Below are 21,345 nucleotides of genomic sequence, written 5' to 3' on the forward strand. Positions count from 1 at the left end.
GAAGACAGCCTTTACCGGCTGTCTTCTCTTGCTATTTCATCCTTTACTGCATGCAATGTATAAAGGACAGACTCAGTGATGTCCTTGAATCGTTTTTTATGAATATGGTGAACATAGGATTGAAGGACCATTTCCAGGAAATTATCCTTTACGGTCTCAATTTGTTCTTTATGCACATATTTCGGACGGCGGGCTTTTATCCATTCAAGTGCCCCTTTGGCCCAGCGAGCCGCCAGATCATCATTCTCTTCAACGGCAGGCTTTATCGTCTCAAAAAAATCATATGAAAGATCACTGTCTTTTCCTTTCTGGTATCGATCAGCGCCATTTTCAGCAGCTTCAATCATTTGCTCGGTCATTTCCAGCAATGTTTGTGATTGCAACATTCTTCACCTCAATGGATATCGTACCAAATTTCACACGCAAATTCAGCCGATACGGTATACCTTTTCAAATGCATACCTGTGTACAGGTGATTGATGCAGCTCGTCAATACAAATTTGAAGGTCCATGATTTCTTCTTCCAGCACACTCAGGCGACCGTTTTCCGTTTCCCGCATCTCAGCCTCACATGCGTTTAAGGAATGATTCAGGCTTTGCTCAGCTCGGGTCAATTCATCTTCTATATCAGAAAGCATACGGAGAATATCTGTCTTGCTTACGTAACCGGACATTCGTGTACCTCCCTTTCCTCATCTCTCCCGGTTAAGATTCTTTGCTCTTCAAGCTCTTTCCTTCCTCATGACAAAACTAGAAGCAAATCGCCAAACAAACAGGTATTCCACGAAAAGCTGAAGTTTTCGACAAAAACACCCGCAAAAATTGTATGATCCGCCCCCTTAATGCAAACGATATTTGTGAGGAGGTGCCGTATGAAAACCAGACCGAAAAAAGCCGGCCAGCAAAAAAAGAATGAATCAAAAGCAATCGATTCTTTAGATAAAAAATTAGGCGGTCCAAACCGTCCTTCTACGTAAGAAGCAAGGAAATTCCTTGCTTCTTTATTTTTTCAGCCAATGCTCCACCGCAAAAAGCGCATGAAGCTGGCGTTTTTTATGCAGATACCAGTCTGTCAATTCAATCTGCTTCGGCAATTCCTCACGCCTAAAGAACGCTTTCTTCATCTTTCCATGAAACCAATCCGTTTTCTTTCCGTCTAATGAGTGGATGAACTCAAGGTAGCATGTCCTTAACATAGGAGATGTTCTCTTTGTGATCCCAATCATTTTTTCCATATCAAAACGGGAGCCTGTGTGCGGCACTGTGTGCAAATAGTGATAAAAAGAAGAGAACAATTCCGGACTGAACAGCAATTCAGATAGCTGCTTTCCCAGCCGTATCCTTTCCGTTGTTTTAGAAAAGCGTTTTACTGAAATGCCGTAAAGAAACCCGTCTGAAGAAGGAAAAATAACAGTGTTAAAATGAAACCAGTCACTTAAATAAAAAGGAATCGTGTCAAAAACGTTCTTTTTAAACGAAGGATTTTGTATAATAGGTGTTTGGATAGTGTTTTGTTCATTTATAATGAGGGCATACATCAGCCGCTCCGTGTTTCTCTCATGCCAAAAACGGGCCCATTCTTCCGCCATAAATCGCGAGACGCCAAACACATGGAGATGATGGAACAGCGGTTTCCCAATATTTTTTGACCAGTGGTACAAAAGAAGCTGCGGATAGGCATCCGAAAAAATAAGCCAGTTCGCTCTTTCATAGGCTAAAAAAAACCACTTTTGCTGTCTCTCACGGAGTCCAAGCTGAAACAGGCTGCCTTTTAAGTCAGTCATTGACCAGCCGGCATTGCGAGAAACAAAAGATGCCAAGAGCGACCATTTGATTTCCGGATGACGGTCATAAAATGCTTTATATGCGTTCGTTCTTGAAATGTTATCTGCGTTTTTTGCTTTTGTCTGCCGCTCAATCCCGCTCAGAAGCTTTCTGATCGCCTGTTGTTCTTGCATGTTCATTCACTTCCGTCACGAATAGTTTAATAAGGAGGATGAGAAAATGATTCGGTATCCTAACGGAAAAACGTTTCAGCCGAAACATTCGGTTTCATCCCAAAACAGTCAGAAAAGGGCCCCGTCCTACAGTAATCGCGGAATGACCCTCGAAGATGACTTAAACGAAACGAATAAGTATTATCTGACAAACCAAATTGCCGTCATACACAAAAAGCCGACACCTGTTCAAATTGTAAATGTCCATTATCCAAAAAGAAGTGCCGCAGTGATAAAAGAAGCTTACTTCAAACAATCATCAACGACAGATTATAACGGGATTTACAAAGGGCGGTATATTGATTTTGAGGCGAAAGAAACAAAAAACAAGACCTCTTTCCCCTTGCAGAATTTTCATGATCATCAAATCGAACATATGAAGCAGGTAATGGCTCAAGACGGTATTTGTTTTGTTATTATATCCGCTTTCGACCAGGTTTATTTTTTGGAAGCCGATAAACTGTTTGATTTCTGGGAAAGAAAAGAAAAAAACGGCAGAAAATCAATTCGAAAAGATGAATTAGAGGAAGCGGCGTATCCGATTTCTCTTGGATACGCACCTAGAATTGATTATATTAGTATTATAGAACAGCTTTATTTTTCGCCGTCATCTAGTGCGAAAGGTTGATTAACGAAAGGTTGAGATGTTATGTCAGATCAATTTACCAGCCGTGAAGCTCGACGAAAAGCGAACAGCAAATCGAGTCCTTCACCGAAAAAAGGCAAGAAACGAAAAAAAGGCGGATTGTTTAAAAAGACCCTTTTTACTTTACTCATTCTATTTGTTTTAGGCGTAGTCGGTGGTGCCGTCACATTTGCCGTCATGGTTTCAGATGCGCCAAAGCTTGACGAAAATAAATTAAAGACGCCTTATTCTTCGACAATATATGATAGAAATGGAGAAGAAATCGCTGAGTACGGCTCCGAAAAACGGACCTATGTCTCGATAGATGAAATTCCCGATACTGTAAAAGAAGCCTTTATTGCGACAGAGGATGCCCGTTTTTATGAACACCACGGAATTGACCCTGTCCGTATCGGCGGCGCCTTAGTCGCCAATTTTACAGACGGATTCGGTGCTGAAGGCGGAAGTACGATCACCCAGCAGGTCGTCAAGAACTCCCTTCTTTCTCATCAGAAGACGCTGAAACGGAAGGTGCAGGAAGTATGGCTTTCGATTCAGCTGGAGCGCAATTACTCTAAAGATGAAATTTTAGAAATGTATTTAAACCGGATTTATTTTTCTCCTAGAGCATATGGAATCGGAAAAGCGGCGGAAGAATTTTTCGGCGTCACAGATTTAAGCAAATTGACTGTAGAACAAGCGGCAACACTTGCGGGCATGCCGCAAAGCCCGACAGCGTACAATCCCGTTAAAAACCCGGATAAAGCGGAAAAAAGACGGAACATCGTACTCAGTCTGATGAAAAAACAAAAATTTATTTCTGATTCTGAATATAATAAAGCCAAAAATGTGGCGATGAAAGACGAAGGCGTTGTATCACAACAGGAATATGAAAAAAACAATTCAAACAAATACAGCGCGTTTGTTGAAGAAGTCATGAAAGAAATTGAAGACAAATCTGATGTCAATCCAGGAACTGACGGATTAAAAATTTATACGACATTAGATACAAAAGCACAAGACAAACTAAATGAATTAATGGACGGAGACACCGTCGGATTTACTGAAGGCATGCAGGGCGGCGTTACTCTTCTCGATACAAAAAACGGAGAAGTCCGCGCGATTGGTGCTGGAAGAAATGCTACGGTTGGAGGCTACAATTTTGCGACTCAAGCTCAGCGACAGCCTGGTTCTACCATTAAGCCTATTCTCGACTACGGTCCAGTGATTGAAAATAAAAAATGGTCCACTTATGAACAAATTGATGACTCAGCTTATACGTATTCTGATGGAACACCGATCCGTGACTTTGACCGTTCTTATAAAGGTCCCATGTCTATGCGTCAAGCACTTGCGCAATCTCGAAACATCCCAGCTTTAAAAGCATACCAAGCAGTAGGTAGAGATGCGGCGGTAGACTTTGCCAATGGACTTGGGCTGGGATTAAACAAAGATACCGTATATGAATCCTATTCAATCGGAGGATTCGGAGATGGCAATGTTGGTGTCTCTTCACTGACGATGGCAGGCGCATATAGCGCGTTTGGAAATAACGGAACATATAACGAACCGCATTTTGTGAAGTCCATTGAATTCAACGATGGCACAAAGCTTGACTTAACACCGAAATCAAAATCAGCCATGAGCGATTATACTGCGTTTATGATTACAGATATGCTGAAAACAGCTGTTAAGGCAGGTACTGGACAGCTCGCTCAAGTCTCTGGAGTAGAGGTAGCCGGAAAAACTGGGACTACAAACTTTGATGAAAAAGAAGTCCAAAGGTACAATATCGCAAGCGGCGGTGCTCGAGATTCTTGGTTCGTCGGGTACACACCGCAATATACTGCAGCCGTCTGGACGGGTATGGAAGAAAACGAGGCTGGAAAGAAATCACTTTCTGCTGAAGAACAAAAGGTCGCAAAACGAATCTTCGCCCAGCTCATTGCCGATGTCGATGACGGAAGCGGGTCGTTTGAGAAGCCTGACAGCGTAGTCGAAGCCACTGTAGAAAAAGGTTCTAACCCGGCGAAATTGGCAGGGCCAAATACGCCGAGCGACAAAAAGCTTACGGAGTACTTTGTCAAAGGCACTGCCCCTTCTACTGTTTCTAAAACTTATGAAAAAGAAGAAACAGATAAACCGACTGGCTTAAGCGTGAAATATGACAAAGACAATCAATCTCTGACTTTAAGCTGGAAATATGACGGTGATGCCACCTTTGAAGTGAAGCAGTCTGTCGATGGCGGCAGCTATTCAGAGATTCAGAACAGTTCTGCAAAAGAAGCCGTCATATCCGGTGTACAGCCTGGATCTGTGTATAAATTTCAAGTAACAGCCATCAGTGACGATGTCCGCAGCGATACAGCTGCCACTTCTTATGAAGTGCCAAAGGATGAAGATGAAGAAGATAAAGACGACGAAGAGAAAACCGATGATGAAAAGCAAGATGAAGATAAATCTCAGGATGATACACAGACTGATGATTCGCAAACAGACGACAGTCAGACAAATCAAGATCAGACAGATGATTCAACGAACAATCAAGACAAAAAACAAGACAACACGAATACCAATCCGTCCGACAACAGCAATCAAGACCAAACCAATGATAACAGCAACAGCAACAACAATCAGGGTACGTCGGGTGGTGATTCAAACTCAGATACAAATGATTCATCAGGATCTGATACAAATAAAAACAAAACGAACACGTCTGACAAAAAACAAACAAATTCATCATCAACTGATAAATCAAATTAAACAAAAAGCCGTCACCTTGGGTGATGGCTTTTTTCATCATAAAAAAACCTCCCCTTGAAGGGAGGTTTCAGCGATTCATCGCAGCATATTTATAAAAATGCTTTTTCATTTCAGCAAACAGCTCATCAAGCTGTATAAAGCAATGGTATTGGGTCGGCTTTAGAAGAATAAATTCTACTCGTTCAGGCCAATTGATCGGCTTTACGGGAAATGATTTCTCTGTCAGTTCTGGCCAATCGAGCGATTTTACACGCTCACCCGCTGTCCAGTGGAACGAAGCCAGCAAACACACAATGCCCTTCAACATGTCGTTTTGGTCACATCTCGATTTTCGTGTTTGAAAGACTGGGAGAAGTGATTCCTTAATGTCTTCCCACACTTCAAATAAAATTGGAACGTATTTGCCGCTGTCTTCCCATGGAAAAACGTCTTGAGATTCCATGCAGAGGTCAACATACACGGGGTTGATTCGCAAGGCTTCTGTGATATCCAAGGCGTTCATCTGGTCAAGATTGCTCAAGTACTGCTCATAGGAAGCCAACACTTCTTTGGCTTGCGTCATCGTTTCACCAATCCTTTTTTATCTCTTTTCTGCCCTTCTCTGCACAGAGACAGCAGCGGACATTCCGCACAGCGCGGAGATTGGGCCTTACAGTGATATCTGCCAAAGAAAATAAGCCGGTGATGCGTAACAGACCAGTCTTCTTTTGGAACCTTGCGCATCAGCGTCTTTTCCACTTCCAGCACCGAGTCCTTCCATCGGCAGATTCCCAGACGTTTGCTGACTCTCTCCACATGGGTATCTACGGCAATGGCCGGCACGCCAAAAGCAACAGATACTACGACATTGGCGGTCTTTCTTCCGACACCAGGCAGTTTGACAAGCTCATCGCGGTCTTCCGGCACTTCCCCGCCGTAATCTTCAATAATCATTTTACTCAATTTTTGAATATTCTTGGCCTTATTGCGATACAAACCGATCGATTTAATATCTTGCTGAAGTTCTTCCAGCGAAACAGCCAGATAGTCTTCAGGCCGTTTATATTTTTGAAATAATGTTTTGGTCACCCTGTTTACAAGTGCATCTGTGCATTGCGCTGATAAAGCGACTGCCACCACTAATTCAAAAGGATTGGAATGAACCAGTTCACACTCTGCGTGGGGAAACATGTCGCCTATCTTGTCTAGACAGCATTCAATTTGTTTTAGATTTAACACGATTGTCACCTTTTCACTTTATTGTTCAAGCCAATTGTAAAAAGGAACCTGCCTTTTATACTCTTTTTGGGGTTCAGTCTGCTTTGTTTGTACCCGCCGGAATTTCTGGCTGTGGATTTTTGCCTGCTCCACAGTTTTCAGCCCGTTTTTCTTCCACTCAAACAAAATCCGGTCAATGTAACGGAAACTGAGTTTCCCTGACAGTACCGCCTCTTTTAAGGCGTGTTTGATCAGCTGTGCGTCATGCTGATCTTGATCCTGCCAAATGGCCAATGTTTCACACTCCAAAGGTGATAACGGCCTTGCGAACTCCTCCTCAAAAATCGTATAAAGGCTTTTTTGTTCCCCTTCTGCTTTTCTTTCCTGCGTTTGATTCTGTGCAAGCTGTATATACTCGTACAGCTTGGCCCATAAAGGCTGAAGAGAATATTTCTCAAATTTGATGCCGTTTTGGTCCTCGCATTCTTCAATAAACAGAAAACCTTTTTGAATAAACATCCGCAATCTGTTTGTGCATTCTTCAACAGAAATTGACATACCTTCCTGCAGCTGATTCGGTGTAGGAAAATAAGAACCTTTTTCTAAATGCATTTTAATTTTCAATAGCAGTATAAGTTCTGTTTCATTGAGCCCAAGCTGTTTATAATTCGTAAGCAGAAGATTGGGGATTGTTGAGGTTCCCTGTTCCTGCATATCAATAAATTGCTGTTTTTTCATCGTCACACCTCTTACTGTAAAGGATCGTGATGTCGCCTTTACTGTAAAAAGTCTCCCTTGCAGGAGACTCTTTTTCTTGTTTCATTTGAATGTATTATGGATATAGACGGTTTAACAGTCTTGGGAACGGAATGGTTTCACGAACGTGAGGCGCTCCGCTAATCCAAGCTACTGTCCGCTCTAATCCAAGGCCGAAGCCTGAATGAGGAACTGATCCATATTTTCTAAGTTCAGCATACCATTTATATGCGTCAGAATCCAGTCCATGTTCTTTAAGACGCGCTTCCAGAAGCTCCATATCATGAATCCGCTCAGATCCGCCGATAATTTCTCCATAGCCTTCCGGCGCAATCAGGTCAGCGCACAGCACGACATCGTCACGGTCAGGAGCCGGCTGCATATAGAATGGCTTTAAGGACGTCGGGTAGCGAGTGATGAACACCGGTTTGTCGTAGTGTTCGGCAATCGCTGTTTCATGAGGCGCCCCGAAGTCGTCTCCCCACTCGATATCGTCAAAGCCTTTTTCTTTAAGAAAATCAATTGCTTCATCATACGTAATTCTTGGGAACGGGGCTTTCATTTGCTCAAGTTTTGATGTGTCTCTTCCTAATGTGTTTAATTCAATTTTGCAATTCTTAAGAACCGATTGCACGATGAAAGAAACGTAATTTTCCTGTACTTGAAGGTTCTCTTCAAACTCCACAAACGCCATTTCCGGTTCGATCATCCAGAATTCGATCAAGTGGCGCTTTGTTTTAGACTTTTCCGCTCTGAATGTCGGCCCGAAGGAGAATACTTTTCCTAAAGCCATCGCCGCAGCTTCCATGTAGAGCTGACCGCTCTGGGACAGGTACGCATCTTCATCAAAGTACTTTGTCGCAAAAAGCTCTGTTGTTCCTTCAGGTGCGCTTCCAGTCAGAATCGGCGGATCCACTTTTACAAAGCCTTCGTTATTAAAGAATTCGTAAGTCGCGCGAATGATTTCATTACGGATTTTCATGATCGCGTGCTGGCGTTTTGAACGGAGCCATAAATGTCTGTGGTCCATCAAGAATTCTGTGCCGTGTTCTTTTGGCGTAATTGGATAATCAGTCGCTTCGTGAATGACTTCAATACCGGTTACAGCTAGTTCATAACCAAGCGGAGATCGCTCGTCCTCTTTTACAATCCCTTTTATATAGAGTGACGTTTCCTGTGTCACTGATTTAGCTGTTTGGAAAATGCTTTCTTCCACTTCCGCTTTGACTACGACACCTTGAATAAACCCGGTACCGTCCCGCAGCTGCAAAAACGCGATTTTCCCGCTTGAACGCTTATTAGCGACCCAAGCTCCGATCGTTACTTCCTCACCTACGTGCTTATACACTTGGTTGATTGTTGTTTTCAACATATTTCCCTCCAAAACAAGAAAGACATTCGGAAGCCCATTGCCCCGCGAACTCTTTTATCATCACTTTATTATACCCGCTCTTAACTAGCCGGGTCAATGCAGATAAAAAGCGGCTTCTCAGTCAGCCGCTTTTTGATCTGTTAGCTATGTTTTTCTACAAATCGTTTGATTCTTTCAACCGCTTTTTCAAGAAGCTCTAGCGATGTGGCATAAGAAAGACGGACATTATCAGGAGAGCCAAAACCGGATCCTGGAACAATCGCAACTTTCTCCTCCTCAAGAAGCGCTTTTACAAATTCATCTACATCATTGAAACCGCAAGATTGAGCCGCTTCTTTTGCATTCGGGAAAAGGTAAAAAGCACCTTCCGGCTTCACACAGCTGAATCCGGGGATTTCCGCAAGCTTCGGATAGATTGTATTTAATCTATGTTCAAATGCTTCTCTCATTTCTTCCAGCGGCTCAGCAGGCCCATTATAAGCAGCAATCGCTCCGTACTGTGCGATTGATGTCGGATTTGACGTGCTGTGGCTTGCGAGGTTCGTCATCGCTTTAATAATGTCTTCTGCCCCAGCCGCATACCCGATTCTCCAGCCCGTCATGCTGTGTGACTTCGACACGCCGTTAATAATAACCGTTTGCTCTTTCAGGCTGTCAGACAGCTCGGCAATGGAAACGTGTTTCTTTCCGCTGTATGTAAGTTTTTCATAAATTTCGTCAGACACAATCAGGATGTCATGTTCAAGGCATACTTCACCGAGCGCCGCCAGTTCGTCTTCCGTATACATAACACCAGTCGGGTTGCTTGGAGAATTAATGACGATCGCTTTTGTTTGATCCGTGATCGCATATTTCAGCTGTTCAGGAGAAATTTTGAAATGATTTTCCTCAAGCCCCTCTACATAAACAGGTTTTCCGCCAGCGAGTTTTACCTGTTCTGGATAGCTCACCCAGTAAGGCGTTGGTATAATGACTTCATCTCCTTCATCCAAAATCACTTGGAAAAGGGTGTACAGCGCATGTTTAGCACCAGTGCAGACAATGATTTGAGACGGTTTGTATTCAATATTCTGGTCACGTTTAAATTTCTCAGCAATGCTGTTTTTGAGTTCAGCCAGACCACCTGAAGGCGTGTATTTCGTATGGCCTTCATTCATAGAACGCAAAGCGGCATCAATAATGTGCTGCGGTGTATTGAAGTCAGGTTCGCCTGCTCCTAAGCCGATGACATCATGGCCTGCCGCTTTCAGTTCCTTCGCTTTTGCTGTGATAGCCAGTGTGGTAGACGGTGTTAATGCGGATACTCTTTTTGCCAGTTTCAACTTGAACTCCCCCTAATTCGTCTTTAAGGCGTCATATTCTTGAGAATCTTTCCAGTTGTAAAGTCCACATAACTTAAACTGTATTGGCCTTCCTTGTCTAAGTAAGTTACTTCCCAAAGCAGAACATTTTCCTCTCTTGCCAAATGAACCTCTTTTCGCTTTGAAACCAGCCCTTCATCCTGTATGATTTTCGCCGCTTTGTCTTCCGAGATTCCCTCTTTTGCTTCTTTTGAGAGAATTTTTGCTTTTTTATCAGCAGGAACCCAGACATAAAATTTGCTTCCTTTTTTGTCCGTTCCTTTTACAATATAATATTTTTCTTTTCCGACAAATGTTTCGACTTGATCAACGTTGGCGAGATCGGTTTCTTTTTTAGCTTCAGCAGCTGCTGCTTCGTGCCCCTCTTCCTTTTGTGCCATGGCTGATCTATAGATGCTTGCCGAGACAAGAAGTACTGCTAAAAAAATAATACCAAAAATGGCGGTAAATATTAATGCTTTTTTTCTCATCTTCTCACCTACGTACGATAAATGGTAAAAACGGCTTGGTTGTTGTTTTCCTCATCCAGTGCAAGGCCGAACATCAGATTATCTCTTTTCAGTGTCCGATTCAATGTGTCTACAATTTTATACAGGTCGTCAGAATGCTCTACATTAATTGTTGATAAAATCTCGATTTTGCTTTCCATTTTTTCATCCTCCAGTTTGAACAAATATTGTTAGTCATACTCCATTTCAGGACACGCCATACTAGTATCACAGAGCGGCAATACCCGCTTTTAAATAAAACACCATCCTACTCCCACACCGCCAAAGCCGCTTTATGCGGCTTTTATCCATTTTCCCCTGAAACATATGCCTCAAGCTCGCTGTCAGTCACTTCATGTACGGATGTTGTCGGCAAAGCCTCAAGGAACAGCCGGCCATAACCAGCCGTCTTAATTCGTCTGTCCAAGATGACAATCGTTCCTTTGTCTCCCGCTGCCCGGAGCAAGCGGCCGATTCCTTGTTTGAAGGTCAGCACAGCTTCCGGAAGTGATACGGTTTGAAACGGGTTTTGCCCTTGCTTTCGGGCAAGCTCGCATTTCGCAGCATGAAGCGGATGATCAGGGGAGCGGAATGGAAGCCTCACGATCATTACCGTTGTCAGCTCATCACCAGGAAAATCAACGCCTTCCCAAAAGTGATTTGTACCTAGCAGGATCGCCTGGTTTGATGTTTTAAAAGTTTTCATCAGTTTGCCGGGACTTCCGCCTGTAATCCCTTGCGCCAAGAGCTGAATGCCGGAAGCACTCATTGCGTGCTTAAGCTCCTGATGAACTTTTTTCAGCATATCATGGGATGTAAACAGCACAAGGATTTTAGGCTGTTTTTCCTTTGCCATCAGTTCGATGTAACGGGCTGTATCCTGTATAAATTCAGTTTGCCCCGTATCTTGGATTGATTTCATTTCTTTTGGAATCATCACCCGCATGCGGTCATCGTAAGAAAAAGGCGGCTCAATTCTCATGGTCCGCGGGAAAAAGTCATCCAGACCGAGACGTTCAATCATAAATTGAAAAGAATCTTCGACAGCAAGGGTTGCAGATGTCAGAACCACACTGTTTTTGCGAGCGAAAAACTGATCAGCAAGGAGTTCACCTGGTTCAAGCGGCTGTGCGTAAATGGCCACCGCATTTTTTGCTCCCTTTGCGTCTATTTCAATCCAAACGGCTTCATCGTCATCAGAGTCAAAGAACAGCTGCTGCAACGTTTGACAATAAAGCTGCAAGCCTTTCATGACCTTTTGGTATTCATCGGCTAAAAAGGCGGTTTTGCTCTTCATACTCGTCAGATGTTGTTGCATCAGGACCGACTGTGCCTCAAAAAGCTGGTGCAAATGTGTCAGCATGGAACAAAGCCTTTCAGCTCCATCCGTTAACATCAGCCAGCTGTTATCTTGGCTTTCTTTGTTCACCTTATAGACTAGACGGTTTAAGTCTTCTTTAGGTTTTCTTCGTTTGACAAAAGAATGCACAGAGCTGAAGAAAGCATCACTTTCTGCCTGGATATGCTGAATCCACTCTTCCAATTCGAAAAAAGAATCAACTGGCAGACTGTTTCGCTGGAATAGCTGTCTCAACTTTTTTAGAAGCCCCTGTTCCTTCAGGGTGCCGATTCGGTTCAATTTAGAATGTAATTCTATGTACGTGGCTCTTCTCCCTAAATGTTCGCTCGCCGCACGCTCAAAATGATGCGCTTCATCGATAATAAATGTGCCGCTTTCAGGGAGTCTTTTTTTCTGGCTGCCTTCATTGGTCAGCAGAAGGGAATGGTTGGTAATCACCAAATCGGACCGCATGGCAACCTGCTTGGCGCGCTCATAAAAGCCGGTTACACTCTCATGACGGCTTCTTTTATAGGAATCATCGTCATAAGCCAATCTGTCCCACAGCAATTTCCCGCCAGAAGGCAGATTCAGTTCAGCTACATCTCCTGTGTTTGTTTCTGTCAGCCAAACGAGGAGCTGTGCCTTTGTCAGTACGGCATCATAATTATCATCTTCTTCGTGAAGCACTTGCTCGAATTTATACAGGCATACATAATGCGATTGCCCTTTTAGGATCGCCGCTGTTACCGGAAATGGAAACAGCTCTTGGACTATCGGCAAATCCTTTGTCAAAATCTGCTGCTGTAAAAGCGTTGAATACGTGCTGATAATGACCGGCTTTTTTGATTTCTTGGCAAAAAGCGCAGCCGGAATAAGGTAGCCAATTGTTTTTCCGATCCCCGGAGGAGCTTCAATCAGCGCATGCTCACGATTGGCAAACGCTTCAGCCACCTCTTTCATCATCATCATTTGGCCTGCTCTTTTTTCATACCCGGGCATTAACTCTGACAGCGCTTTTTCATTGCCTGCTTCCCAATTTTCCAACTCAAATGAAAAATTCCCGTTCTCATCGGCACGTTCATCGATTGATTCTGGTTCTCTGACAGAAAAGGAAGAAAAGCGCGCATAGCCCGGTATTTGAGTATGTTTGTTTTCATAAATGAACATATCCAACAAATGCGTCAGATCACTGATAAAATGCTGCGAAAGCCTTCTTAACTGTTTTAACGTCGGATAAGGAAGCTGCCGCAGCTTTTCAAGGATTTTCAAAAAAATAAGCCCAGTTACTTCAGCGTCGCTGTCAGCCCGATGCGGCTGATCATGCCGCAGTTGAAGCTCCTCGCTTAATTCGGTTAGCTTATACCCTTCAAACCCAGGAAAAACAATACGGGAGAGCTCGACAGTATCCAGCACTTCACAATCTGGCAGCTGAAAGCCCGCTTTATGTAACTCATACTTGACAAACCCAAGATCGAAATGGATATTGTGGGCGACAAAATAAGAGCCGTCAAGCAAATGAAACACTTCCTCAGCGACAGCCTCAAACGGCTGTTCATGCTCTACCATTTGATTCGAGATTCCTGTAAGCTGCTCAATAAAAGCAGGAATGGATTTATTTGGATTGATGTATTTTGAAAACCGCTCAGTAATTTGTCCATTTTCGATTACAACCGCTGCGATTTGTATGATTTTATCGCCTTTTTTTGGCGAATTCCCTGTTGTTTCTACATCTATAACAACGAACCGTTGCTTATTCATTAAAATGGACACCTCAATTCTTGCATACGACAAAAGTGTAACACGTTTTGTACGGAAATGGAGCGGCAAAACCGTTTTACCCTTGAAATCTTAAAAGAAAACCCCCGATAAAGGGGGCTTTTCTTCTACAAAATTGTACGGGCCGGTTCGTTCCCCAGCATTTGTTCAATTTTGTTTTGATCATTCAAAACAGCCACTTTCGGCTCATGGCTTGCCGCTTCTTGATCAGACATCATTTTGTAGGAGATGATAATAACCTTATCTCCTTCCTGCACAAGGCGCGCGGCTGCACCATTTAAACAGATGACGCCGCTTCCGCGTTCACCAGGAATAATATACGTTTCCAAACGTGCTCCATTATTATTATTCACAATTTGCACTTTTTCATTAGGAAGCATTCCCACCGCATCAATGAGATCTTCATCAATTGTAATGCTTCCCACATAGTTCAGATTTGCTTCAGTAACGGTTGCCCTGTGAAGCTTGCCGTTCATCATCGTGCGATACATATTATATTCTCTCCATTTCTCGAATATCAATAATAATATTATCTATTAAACGCGCTTTTGAAAAAGCAACTGCAACTGCCAGAATGATCTTTCCTTCTATATTGTTCACAGGTTCAAGTTCCGGATAGGAATATAGCTCCACATAGTCAATGGTCCCGCTTGTCGTTTCAATGATTTCTTTCGCAGCTTTTATCACAGCTTCAGGGTCTCTTTCACCGGCTCTGATCAGTTCCGCACTTGTTTGAAGGGCCCGATATAGCTTAGGCGCTTCTTTTCTTTCCTCAGCTGTTAAGTATACATTGCGGGAGCTTTTGGCTAAGCCGTCTTCCTCTCTGACTGTATCAACAGCAACCAGTTCAATATTCATGAAGAAATCGCTGATTAAGCCATCAACAACTGCCACCTGCTGTGCATCCTTTAAACCGAAATAGGCGCGGGTCGGCTGCACAAGATTGAACAGCTTTGTCAATACAATTGCAACACCGTCAAAATGTCCTTCTCTTGAGCGTCCGCATAAAACGTCTGTGCGTCTTTCGACGTGAATCGTGACATTCTTTTCGCCGGGATACATATCATGAGCACTAGGCGTAAACAGAATATCGACTCCAGCGTTTTCTGCAAGGGCCGCATCACGCTCAATATCGCGCGGATATGCCTCAAAATCCTCATGAGGGCCGAATTGCGCGGGATTTACAAAAATACTCATAACGACGGCGTCATTTTCTTGTCTTGCTTTGTCTGCAAGGGTTAAATGCCCTTCATGCAGAAAGCCCATCGTCGGTACAAATCCGATTGACTTCCCCTCTGACTGATATTGTCTTATGGCTTCTTTGAGCTGTGAAATATCTGTAATCTGTCTCATCTTATTTTCCTCCGTACAAGCCGTCCAGCACTGTCTGATTCATTTGAAAGGAATGCTTTTGTTCAGGGAAAGCACGCTGTCTTACATCCTGGACATATCCGCTGATTGCGTTTTCGATTGTTTCGTCAATTTGCGTATATTGCTTTACAAATTTAGGTGTTCTCTCTACACCGTGGCCGATAATATCATGATAAACGAGAACTTGTCCGTCCGCTTTCACACCGGCCCCGATTCCGATGACAGGTATGCTTAGCATCTCTGTAATTTTGGCTGTGAGTTCTGCAGGGACACATTCCAGCACAAGCATCATGGCTCCCGCTTCTTCGCATTTTATACTGTCTTCTATTAATTTTTTAGCGCTTTGTTCATCTTTTCCCTGTACTTTATATCCGCCCAATACACCGACTGACTGTGGTGTGAGGCCTAAGTGACTGACTACCGGAATGCCCCCAAGCGTCAATGCGCGAATGGATTCAAATACGCCTTCTCCGCCCTCAAGCTTCAGTGCGTCAGCCCCGCTTTCCTGAACGATAGCGGTTGCATTTTTCAGCGTATCCTCCTTGGACAGGTGATAAGACATAAATGGCATATCCGTTACGATAAATGTATGTGGTGCGCCCCTTTTAACGGCTTTCGTATGATGGATCATGTCTTGAACCGTCACGCCGACAGTTGAATCAAGGCCAAGGACGACCATTCCGAGTGAATCACCGACTAAAATCATGTCAACTCCCGCTTGTTCAGCAAGCTTAGCTGCCGGATAATCATAAGCGGTCAGCATCACAATCGGTTCTTCAGTCTCCTTCATTTTTAGAAAATCGAGCTTTGTTTTCATGTTTTCTCCTCCTCATGTTTAGAGGAGATGAGCTGCCTACTTCTTATACAAGCCAAAAAACCTTCCGTTACACGAGAAGGATTCTTCACTTTCTAAAGTTCGGCGAGTTTCATCCCTCTGTCCCAGTCCTTTTTGGATCAAGGCAGACTGCTGCAATGACTATCTATTTTTATAATAGGTGCAGTTCGCAGGCGATACTGCCCAATGGAAGTATATCAAAATCAACGGGCTTCTACCAACACATTAACCCAATTCTATATCGGCAGAATAGATTTTTTTAATGCCTTCCGTCGTTTCTAGAAGGAGGACGCCTTCATCATCAATACCTAACGCCTTCCCATAAAAGGTTCCGTTTAACGTTCTTGCTCTCATATGTGTGCCGATTCCCAGCGCATAGCTCTCCCATAAAAGCTTAATCGGCGTAAAACCGTGTGTCATATAATCACGGTACCGTTTTTCGAAGGAAAGCAAAATATGCTGGATGACACCGGCCCGGTCAACTTTTTTTCCGGCGGCTTGGCTGAGGCTTGTCGCGATGTCCTTCAATTCATCCGGAAAGTCGGCTGGCTGCTGGTTCACGTTAATGCCGATCCCGATAATGACCGAACGCACGCGGTCTTCCTCAGCCTGCATTTCTGTTAAGATGCCGACAGTTTTTTTTCCGTTAATCAAAATATCATTAGGCCATTTTATATCCGTTTGGATGCCTGCTGCCTCTTCTATCCCTTGCACAACGGCTACTGCGGCTAACAGTGTGAGCTGCGGTGTTTTTTGGAGGGGAGTATCAGGCCGCAAAATCAGGCTCATCCAAACACCGTTTCCCTCTTGTGAATGCCATACCCTTGACATTCTCCCCCTGCCGGCTGTTTGTTTGTCAGCCACTACAAGAGTGCCCTCCGGTGCGTTATTATTCGCAAACTCATGCGCCGTTTTTTGCGTGCTTGCTAGAACGTCATGATAAATAAGATGCTGGCCCATCACTTCCGTTTTCAGACCGAAGCGAATTTCACTTTCACTGAGTTTCCCCGGCTTTTTGATGAGCCGATATCCTTTTCTTGTAACAGCTTCAACTTCATAGCCCTCTTTTCGAAGCTCTTCAATATGCTTCCACACAGCAGTCCTGGAACAGCCAAGGACATCACTGATTTTTTGGCCTGAAATAAATTCACTTCCTGCTTGAGAAAATAATTCAATAAGGTCTTTTCTTAATGTTGACCGCATGTCTTCAGCCACTCCTCTATGTGTTTCTTTTGATTGGAGAGCTTTCCTGTTACAACCGCCTGCTCGATCCGCTGTAATTCTTCCGACACCCATTTTCCGGCAGGCCGGTTTCGCAGCGCAAGCAAATCCTTACCTGTGAAATCAAGATCCTTAAGGCTTTTTATCGGCAGCCTTTGATAAGTCTCTTGAATGGCTTTCAATTTTTCTTTATCAAGTTTTCCGTTTTGCCGAAGCTGCGATATTTTGGCGGCTGAAAGAAGCGCTTTTTCCCCAGCCTTGTACATTGACATAGCGTTAAGGCGCTCGCCATATGTGTGCGCAATGTGAATAGCTTCCTTCATCACTTTTCCTGGAAGCTTCCAGGCTTTCAGGAAAAGCGGGGCATCTTTCCAGGCTATATCAAGGTCAATTAAAAGCGCAGCCCAGAGTTCCTCACGGGATGTTAAAGAGTAAAACGGAAACTGACTCGCTTCAATCAGATTCTCTCTTTTATGATATAGTCCAGGCAGTTCCTCATACAGCCCCGTTTGAACAAGTGTCTGAATCGCCCGGCGGGATGCACTTCCCTGCAACAGCTTCTCGAACTCTACTGTTTTTCGTTCGACTGAAATATGGGACAGCAGTGTTTTTTCCTTCGTGATTGCTTCTTCTGTATCAGGTGAAAGTGTGAAGCCGAGTTGGCTCATAAAACGCACAGCTCTCAGCATACGAAGCGCATCCTCTTGAAATCTGTCCTCAGGCTTTCCGACGGTTCGAATCAGTTTCTGATCAATATCTTTTTTGCCGCCAAAATAATCGAGCACCTGCGCTTCCGCAGTCATGGCCATCGCATTGATCGTCAAATCCCTGCGTTTTAAATCCTCTTCTAAAGATGTGATAAATTGCACGTCTGACGGCCGTCTATAATCTTCATACTCTGATTCAGTCCGGAATGTCGTGACTTCATAGGTTTCATTTTCCCAGAGCACAATAATGGTTCCGTGCTCTTTTCCTACATCAACGGTCCGCAGAAACAGCCGTTCTACTTGATCCGGTGCCGCATCGGTTGCGATATCGACATCCCCGATCTTTCGTCCCATATAGCTGTCTCGTACTGCGCCTCCGACAAAATAAGCTTGGTGCCCCGCTTCGATTAAGGTGCACAGCACGGGAAGCGCTTTGATAAAAACTTGTTCCATATGATCACTCCGGTTCTGCTAAATCGGCATAAATCTGTTCATACTGGCTGACAATTTTTCGTGAGGAAAATTCATTTTTCAGCATCTCCATTGCCGCCTTTGTAAAACAGGTGCTTAGCTGTTCATCCTCTAAAATTCGCAGCGCGCAGGCTGTTGCCGCTGCAACATCGCCGACATCTACCAAAAATCCGCTCACATTGTTCTTAATAACCTCCGGAATGCCGCCAATGTTCGTTCCGATACAAGGCACCCCGCAAGCCATCGCTTCAAGCAGCACAAGGCCGAAGCTTTCTTTTTCAGACAGCAGCAGTTTCAGGTCGCTAATAGAATAAAGCTCCTCAACACGGTCTTGATTTCCAAGCATTAAGACTTGGTTTTCCAATCCATATTTTCTGACAAGCTCACAGGCCGTCGACTTCTCCGGTCCATCCCCGACTAAAAGCAGCTTCGCTTTCGTTTTGCCGGCGATATTCCGGAACACACGGATGACATCCTGTACACGTTTGACCTTTCTGAAGTTGGACACATGGATGACGACTTTTTCGTCTGGTAAAATACCATGTTTCTCTTTAATCACCGCTGTGTTTTTCTTCAAATATACGCGCTCGTCTATAAAGTTATAAATCGTTTCTATTTTTTTCTCCGGCTTAATTAAATCGTACGTTTCGGCTGCAAGCGCTGAGGAGACAGCAGTCACCCTGTCTGATGCCTCAATGGCAAAACGGATAAGATCTTTTAGAGACGGATCATAGCCAAGCACCGTAATATCCGTGCCGTGCAATGTTGTCACAATACCAATGTTGCGTTTCAGCATCTGCTTTGCAAGATAGGCGCAAACCGCATGCGGCAAAGCGTAGTGAGCATGGATAATGTCTAAATTCTCCCGTTCCGCCACTTCGGCGATTTTGCTTGCCAATGTCAAATCATACGGTGGGTACTTAAAAACAGCATACTGATTAACCTCAACCTCATGAAAATGAATATTGGGGTGATATGTATTCAATCTAAACGGAATGCTTGACGTAATAAAATGGATTTCATGTCCTTTTTCAGCAAGCTGCTTCCCCAGTTCTGTCGCAATGATCCCTGAGCCTCCGACGCTCGGATAGCATGTGATCCCTATTTTCAGTTTTTTCATTGTTCGCCCCCAAGCACATCATGATCGAGCATCAGCATCCGTTTTGAAAAGAAACCTTCCGCATACCCCACACCCGCTTCTTTACCGTAAAGCTTTTCTCTGGCTTCAACGATCTCGATATAGCCATTGGTCAAAGGCGTTGAAACGGAATCCTCAGACGGCATAAACTGGCTTTTGTAGGCATTAAGGCTCTGTTTCTTGGCCTCTATTGTATCCGAAATATCAATGACAAAATCAGGCTGATGAAAACCATTTATCATATAGTAGTAAACCTTGCTTACTTTATGTGCGGGAAGGCTTTTTTCGTCTTTATATTTGTGGATTCCTGCGGAAAAGATTGCTTCTTCCACCAGTGCAGCGGCGTTGCCGTGATCCGGATGGCGATCCTTTTTATATGGCATAAAGACCGCTTTGGGCCGGCAGGTTCTGATCACACTGACAATCGCCCGAATGGCCTGGTCACTCATCATCAGGCCGCGGTCTGGAAACGTTAGTTGCATTCTTTTTTCTGCACCTAATATACGGGCTGCTTCAGCTGCTTCCTCTTTCCGCAAACTGACCGTTCCGTTTGAAGAGAGTTCCGCTTCAGTCAAATCGCATATCATTACTTTTTTTCCCTGTTTGACAAACTTTGCGATTGTGCCGCCCATTCCAATCTCGACATCATCACTGTGGGCGCCAAAAGCAAGAACGTCAGCATTATACATTCGGCTCTTCTCCCCTTAGAAGATTGCGGAATTCAAAAACACCTTCATCAAGTGTGCGGACTAGAATCTCCGCAGTACCCATATTAGTGGCGAGCGGAATGGAATACACGTCGCATAACCGGATTAATGCCGAGACATCCGGTTCATGCGGCTGCGCGGTCAGCGGGTCGCGCAAAAAGATGACAAGGTCGAGTGCGTTGGCCGCGATCAGTGCGCCGATTTGCTGGTCTCCCCCTAAAGGACCGGATTGAAAACGTTCAATTTGAAGTCCTGTCGCCTCTTGAATTTTCAACCCTGTTGTGCCGGTTGCGTATAGCTCGTGCTGCCTCAAAATATTGCGATAGGCAGTCGTAAATTGAACCATATCCTGTTTTTTCTTGTCATGCGCGATTAAAGCAATTTTCATCATTTATCCCCCTGTCTAATCCATGATATTTTCTAATCCGTACACAAGCTGGTCAATCTTCATGACTTGTTCGACTGACAGTTTAACCCCTGACATAAAAGAAGCGCGGTTATAGGAATCGTGGCGGATCTGAAGCGTTTGGCCATCCATGCCGAACATGACTTCCTGATGTGCGACCAGCCCCGGAAGACGGACACTGTGCAAGCGGATACCGTTTTGCTCCGCTCCTCTCGCTCCAGGGAGAATTTCTTTTTCATCAGGGTGTCCTTGCTGTTTTTCTTTTCGGACTTCTGAAATCATTTCCGCTGTTTTAAGCGCCGTTCCGCTTGGCGCGTCAAGCTTCTGGTCATGATGAAGCTCAATAATCTCAACATCCTCAAAGTAGTTGGCAGCCATTTTCGAAAATTTCATCATCAACACCGCACCAAGTGCGAAGTTTGGAGCAATGATGGCTCCGATTCCCTTCTCTTCTGTTAGAGACATCAGCTCTTTTACATCATCTTCTGAGAAACCGGTTGTTCCGACAACCGGACGAATTCCGTACTCTAACGCCATTTTTGTATGTACTTTCCCGATTTCAGGCGTTGTTAAATCAATTAAGACATCCGGCTGTGTTTGTGTAAAGCAGGCATGGATATCTGTGTAAATGAGAGCATCTGACTCAACAGACATCACATCAGATAATCTTTGCTGGTCGTATGTATGATCTATGGCCCCGACAAGGTCAAAATGAGGTGTGCGTTCCGCCAATTTAACAGCTTCCTGCCCCATTCTTCCACGCGGTCCTGCAATGACAACTTTAATTGTTTCGTTTGACATCTTGATCTCCT

23 protein-coding genes are annotated in these 21,345 nt (G+C 44.1%); 3 read left to right on the forward strand and 20 right to left on the reverse strand.

All coding sequences use genetic code 11. From position 1 onward, the window contains the following. Nucleotides 1-11: 11 nt before the first annotated feature. Complete coding sequence (locus SC79_RS05915) at nt 12-383, reverse strand: YppE family protein (protein WP_039074542.1); 372 nt, start codon at nt 381-383, stop codon at nt 12-14. Nucleotides 384-428: 45 nt separating this feature from the next. Then, on the reverse strand, nt 429-674 hold the full coding sequence (locus tag SC79_RS05920; RefSeq protein ID WP_039074286.1) for a DUF5446 family protein: 246 nt from the start codon (nt 672-674) through the stop codon (nt 429-431). A gap of 198 nt (nt 675-872) precedes the next feature. On the opposite strand from SC79_RS05920, the gene sspM reads away from it, so the two are divergent. Beyond that, nucleotides 873-977 (forward strand): acid-soluble spore protein SspM, encoded by a 105-nt coding sequence (gene sspM / locus SC79_RS05925; RefSeq protein WP_010330550.1) that lies wholly within the window; start codon nt 873-875, stop codon nt 975-977. A gap of 24 nt (nt 978-1,001) precedes the next feature. On the opposite strand, the gene SC79_RS05930 is transcribed toward sspM, so the two are convergent. After that, a complete protein-coding gene (locus SC79_RS05930) occupies nt 1,002-1,964 on the reverse strand; it encodes a DUF2515 domain-containing protein (protein ID WP_082022574.1) in 963 nt (320 codons plus the stop codon). Between the two features lie 40 nt (nt 1,965-2,004). On the opposite strand from SC79_RS05930, the gene recU reads away from it, so the two are divergent. Beyond that, entirely contained in the window at nt 2,005-2,625 is a 621-nt protein-coding gene (gene recU, locus SC79_RS05935; protein ID WP_010330548.1) for a Holliday junction resolvase RecU, read from the forward strand. A 21-nt stretch (nt 2,626-2,646) separates the two neighbouring features. After that, nucleotides 2,647-5,385 carry a transglycosylase domain-containing protein gene (locus SC79_RS05940; RefSeq protein WP_039074288.1) on the forward strand — a complete coding sequence of 913 codons (2,739 nt, stop codon included), beginning with the start codon at nt 2,647-2,649 and terminating at the stop codon, nt 5,383-5,385. A 67-nt stretch (nt 5,386-5,452) separates the two neighbouring features. Here the strand turns inward: SC79_RS05940 and SC79_RS05945 are convergent, their stop codons facing one another. The 17 genes from SC79_RS05945 to dapB all read right to left on the reverse strand — a co-directional run bounded on the left by SC79_RS05945 (nt 5,453) and on the right by dapB (nt 21,334). Further along, a complete protein-coding gene (locus SC79_RS05945; protein ID WP_039074289.1) occupies nt 5,453-5,947 on the reverse strand; it encodes a YpoC family protein in 495 nt (164 codons plus the stop codon). Continuing rightward, nucleotides 5,944-6,603, reverse strand: coding sequence for an endonuclease III (gene nth / locus SC79_RS05950; protein WP_039074290.1), 660 nt, complete (start codon nt 6,601-6,603; stop codon nt 5,944-5,946). The genes SC79_RS05945 and nth overlap by 4 nt, the downstream gene beginning before the upstream one ends. A gap of 18 nt (nt 6,604-6,621) precedes the next feature. After that, nucleotides 6,622-7,320 (reverse strand): DNA replication protein DnaD, encoded by a 699-nt coding sequence (dnaD, locus tag SC79_RS05955; RefSeq protein ID WP_039074291.1) that lies wholly within the window; start codon nt 7,318-7,320, stop codon nt 6,622-6,624. 94 nt (nt 7,321-7,414) lie between these two features. Beyond that, a complete protein-coding gene (gene asnS, locus SC79_RS05960) occupies nt 7,415-8,707 on the reverse strand; it encodes an asparagine--tRNA ligase (RefSeq protein ID WP_039074543.1) in 1,293 nt (430 codons plus the stop codon). Between the two features lie 143 nt (nt 8,708-8,850). Then, on the reverse strand, nt 8,851-10,032 hold the full coding sequence (aspB, locus tag SC79_RS05965; RefSeq protein ID WP_039074292.1) for an aspartate transaminase AspB: 1,182 nt from the start codon (nt 10,030-10,032) through the stop codon (nt 8,851-8,853). A gap of 23 nt (nt 10,033-10,055) precedes the next feature. Continuing rightward, entirely contained in the window at nt 10,056-10,541 is a 486-nt protein-coding gene (gene tseB, locus SC79_RS05970; RefSeq protein WP_039074293.1) for a cell wall elongation/penicillin-binding protein regulator TseB, read from the reverse strand. Between the two features lie 8 nt (nt 10,542-10,549). Then, nucleotides 10,550-10,720 carry a YpmA family protein gene (locus SC79_RS19885; protein ID WP_010330540.1) on the reverse strand — a complete coding sequence of 57 codons (171 nt, stop codon included), beginning with the start codon at nt 10,718-10,720 and terminating at the stop codon, nt 10,550-10,552. 143 nt (nt 10,721-10,863) lie between these two features. Next, nucleotides 10,864-13,659, reverse strand: a complete 2,796-nt coding sequence (dinG, locus tag SC79_RS05975; protein ID WP_039074294.1) for an ATP-dependent DNA helicase DinG — start codon at nt 13,657-13,659, stop codon at nt 10,864-10,866. 125 nt (nt 13,660-13,784) lie between these two features. After that, nucleotides 13,785-14,168 carry an aspartate 1-decarboxylase gene (gene panD, locus SC79_RS05980; RefSeq protein WP_039074295.1) on the reverse strand — a complete coding sequence of 128 codons (384 nt, stop codon included), beginning with the start codon at nt 14,166-14,168 and terminating at the stop codon, nt 13,785-13,787. Between the two features lies 1 nt (nt 14,169). Beyond that, nucleotides 14,170-15,030: a pantoate--beta-alanine ligase gene (gene panC / locus SC79_RS05985; RefSeq protein ID WP_010330538.1), complete on the reverse strand. Its 861-nt coding sequence runs from the start codon at nt 15,028-15,030 to the stop codon at nt 14,170-14,172. A 1-nt stretch (nt 15,031) separates the two neighbouring features. Next, complete coding sequence (gene panB, locus SC79_RS05990) at nt 15,032-15,865, reverse strand: 3-methyl-2-oxobutanoate hydroxymethyltransferase (RefSeq protein WP_039074296.1); 834 nt, start codon at nt 15,863-15,865, stop codon at nt 15,032-15,034. A gap of 243 nt (nt 15,866-16,108) precedes the next feature. Further along, nucleotides 16,109-17,086 carry a bifunctional biotin--[acetyl-CoA-carboxylase] synthetase/biotin operon repressor gene (locus SC79_RS05995; RefSeq protein ID WP_039074297.1) on the reverse strand — a complete coding sequence of 326 codons (978 nt, stop codon included), beginning with the start codon at nt 17,084-17,086 and terminating at the stop codon, nt 16,109-16,111. Continuing rightward, the gene (locus SC79_RS06000) at nt 17,071-18,264 is read right to left on the reverse strand and encodes a CCA tRNA nucleotidyltransferase (protein ID WP_039074298.1); all 1,194 of its coding nucleotides are present in this window, start codon (nt 18,262-18,264) and stop codon (nt 17,071-17,073) included. The genes SC79_RS05995 and SC79_RS06000 overlap by 16 nt, the downstream gene beginning before the upstream one ends. 4 nt (nt 18,265-18,268) lie before the next feature. Next, nucleotides 18,269-19,402, reverse strand: coding sequence for an N-acetyl-alpha-D-glucosaminyl L-malate synthase BshA (gene bshA, locus SC79_RS06005; protein WP_039074299.1), 1,134 nt, complete (start codon nt 19,400-19,402; stop codon nt 18,269-18,271). Then, the gene (bshB1, locus tag SC79_RS06010; protein ID WP_039074300.1) at nt 19,399-20,109 is read right to left on the reverse strand and encodes a bacillithiol biosynthesis deacetylase BshB1; all 711 of its coding nucleotides are present in this window, start codon (nt 20,107-20,109) and stop codon (nt 19,399-19,401) included. The genes bshA and bshB1 overlap by 4 nt, the downstream gene beginning before the upstream one ends. Then, nucleotides 20,102-20,515: a methylglyoxal synthase gene (gene mgsA, locus SC79_RS06015; RefSeq protein WP_039074301.1), complete on the reverse strand. Its 414-nt coding sequence runs from the start codon at nt 20,513-20,515 to the stop codon at nt 20,102-20,104. Before mgsA ends, bshB1 begins: the two co-directional genes overlap by 8 nt. A gap of 15 nt (nt 20,516-20,530) precedes the next feature. Continuing rightward, entirely contained in the window at nt 20,531-21,334 is an 804-nt protein-coding gene (gene dapB, locus SC79_RS06020; protein ID WP_039074302.1) for a 4-hydroxy-tetrahydrodipicolinate reductase, read from the reverse strand. Between the last annotated feature and the right edge of the window lie 11 nt (nt 21,335-21,345).

It is taken from the genome of Bacillus sp. MSP13, assembly GCF_000815295.1.
Classification (GTDB): Bacteria; Bacillota; Bacilli; order Bacillales; family Bacillaceae; genus Bacillus; species Bacillus vallismortis.

What these genes read in the sequence shown, in the direction of transcription:
- SC79_RS05995 (WP_039074297.1), bottom strand. Translation starts at nt 17,086, where the DNA reads ATGCGGTCAACATTAAGAAAAGACCTTATTGAATTATTTTCTCAAGCA.
- panD (WP_039074295.1), bottom strand. Translation starts at nt 14,168, where the DNA reads ATGTATCGCACGATGATGAACGGCAAGCTTCACAGGGCAACCGTTACT.
- SC79_RS05930 (WP_082022574.1), bottom strand. Translation starts at nt 1,964, where the DNA reads ATGAACATGCAAGAACAACAGGCGATCAGAAAGCTTCTGAGCGGGATT.
- bshB1 (WP_039074300.1), bottom strand. Translation starts at nt 20,109, where the DNA reads ATGTATAATGCTGACGTTCTTGCTTTTGGCGCCCACAGTGATGATGTC.
- recU (WP_010330548.1), top strand. Translation starts at nt 2,005, where the DNA reads ATGATTCGGTATCCTAACGGAAAAACGTTTCAGCCGAAACATTCGGTT.
- panB (WP_039074296.1), bottom strand. Translation starts at nt 15,865, where the DNA reads ATGAAAACAAAGCTCGATTTTCTAAAAATGAAGGAGACTGAAGAACCG.
- SC79_RS05945 (WP_039074289.1), bottom strand. Translation starts at nt 5,947, where the DNA reads ATGACGCAAGCCAAAGAAGTGTTGGCTTCCTATGAGCAGTACTTGAGC.
- mgsA (WP_039074301.1), bottom strand. Translation starts at nt 20,515, where the DNA reads ATGAAAATTGCTTTAATCGCGCATGACAAGAAAAAACAGGATATGGTT.
- bshA (WP_039074299.1), bottom strand. Translation starts at nt 19,402, where the DNA reads ATGAAAAAACTGAAAATAGGGATCACATGCTATCCGAGCGTCGGAGGC.
- panC (WP_010330538.1), bottom strand. Translation starts at nt 15,030, where the DNA reads ATGAGACAGATTACAGATATTTCACAGCTCAAAGAAGCCATAAGACAA.
- SC79_RS05920 (WP_039074286.1), bottom strand. Translation starts at nt 674, where the DNA reads ATGTCCGGTTACGTAAGCAAGACAGATATTCTCCGTATGCTTTCTGAT.
- tseB (WP_039074293.1), bottom strand. Translation starts at nt 10,541, where the DNA reads ATGAGAAAAAAAGCATTAATATTTACCGCCATTTTTGGTATTATTTTT.
- SC79_RS05940 (WP_039074288.1), top strand. Translation starts at nt 2,647, where the DNA reads ATGTCAGATCAATTTACCAGCCGTGAAGCTCGACGAAAAGCGAACAGC.
- SC79_RS19885 (WP_010330540.1), bottom strand. Translation starts at nt 10,720, where the DNA reads ATGGAAAGCAAAATCGAGATTTTATCAACAATTAATGTAGAGCATTCT.
- dinG (WP_039074294.1), bottom strand. Translation starts at nt 13,659, where the DNA reads ATGAATAAGCAACGGTTCGTTGTTATAGATGTAGAAACAACAGGGAAT.
- sspM (WP_010330550.1), top strand. Translation starts at nt 873, where the DNA reads ATGAAAACCAGACCGAAAAAAGCCGGCCAGCAAAAAAAGAATGAATCA.
- dnaD (WP_039074291.1), bottom strand. Translation starts at nt 7,320, where the DNA reads ATGAAAAAACAGCAATTTATTGATATGCAGGAACAGGGAACCTCAACA.
- SC79_RS06000 (WP_039074298.1), bottom strand. Translation starts at nt 18,264, where the DNA reads ATGGAACAAGTTTTTATCAAAGCGCTTCCCGTGCTGTGCACCTTAATC.
- dapB (WP_039074302.1), bottom strand. Translation starts at nt 21,334, where the DNA reads ATGTCAAACGAAACAATTAAAGTTGTCATTGCAGGACCGCGTGGAAGA.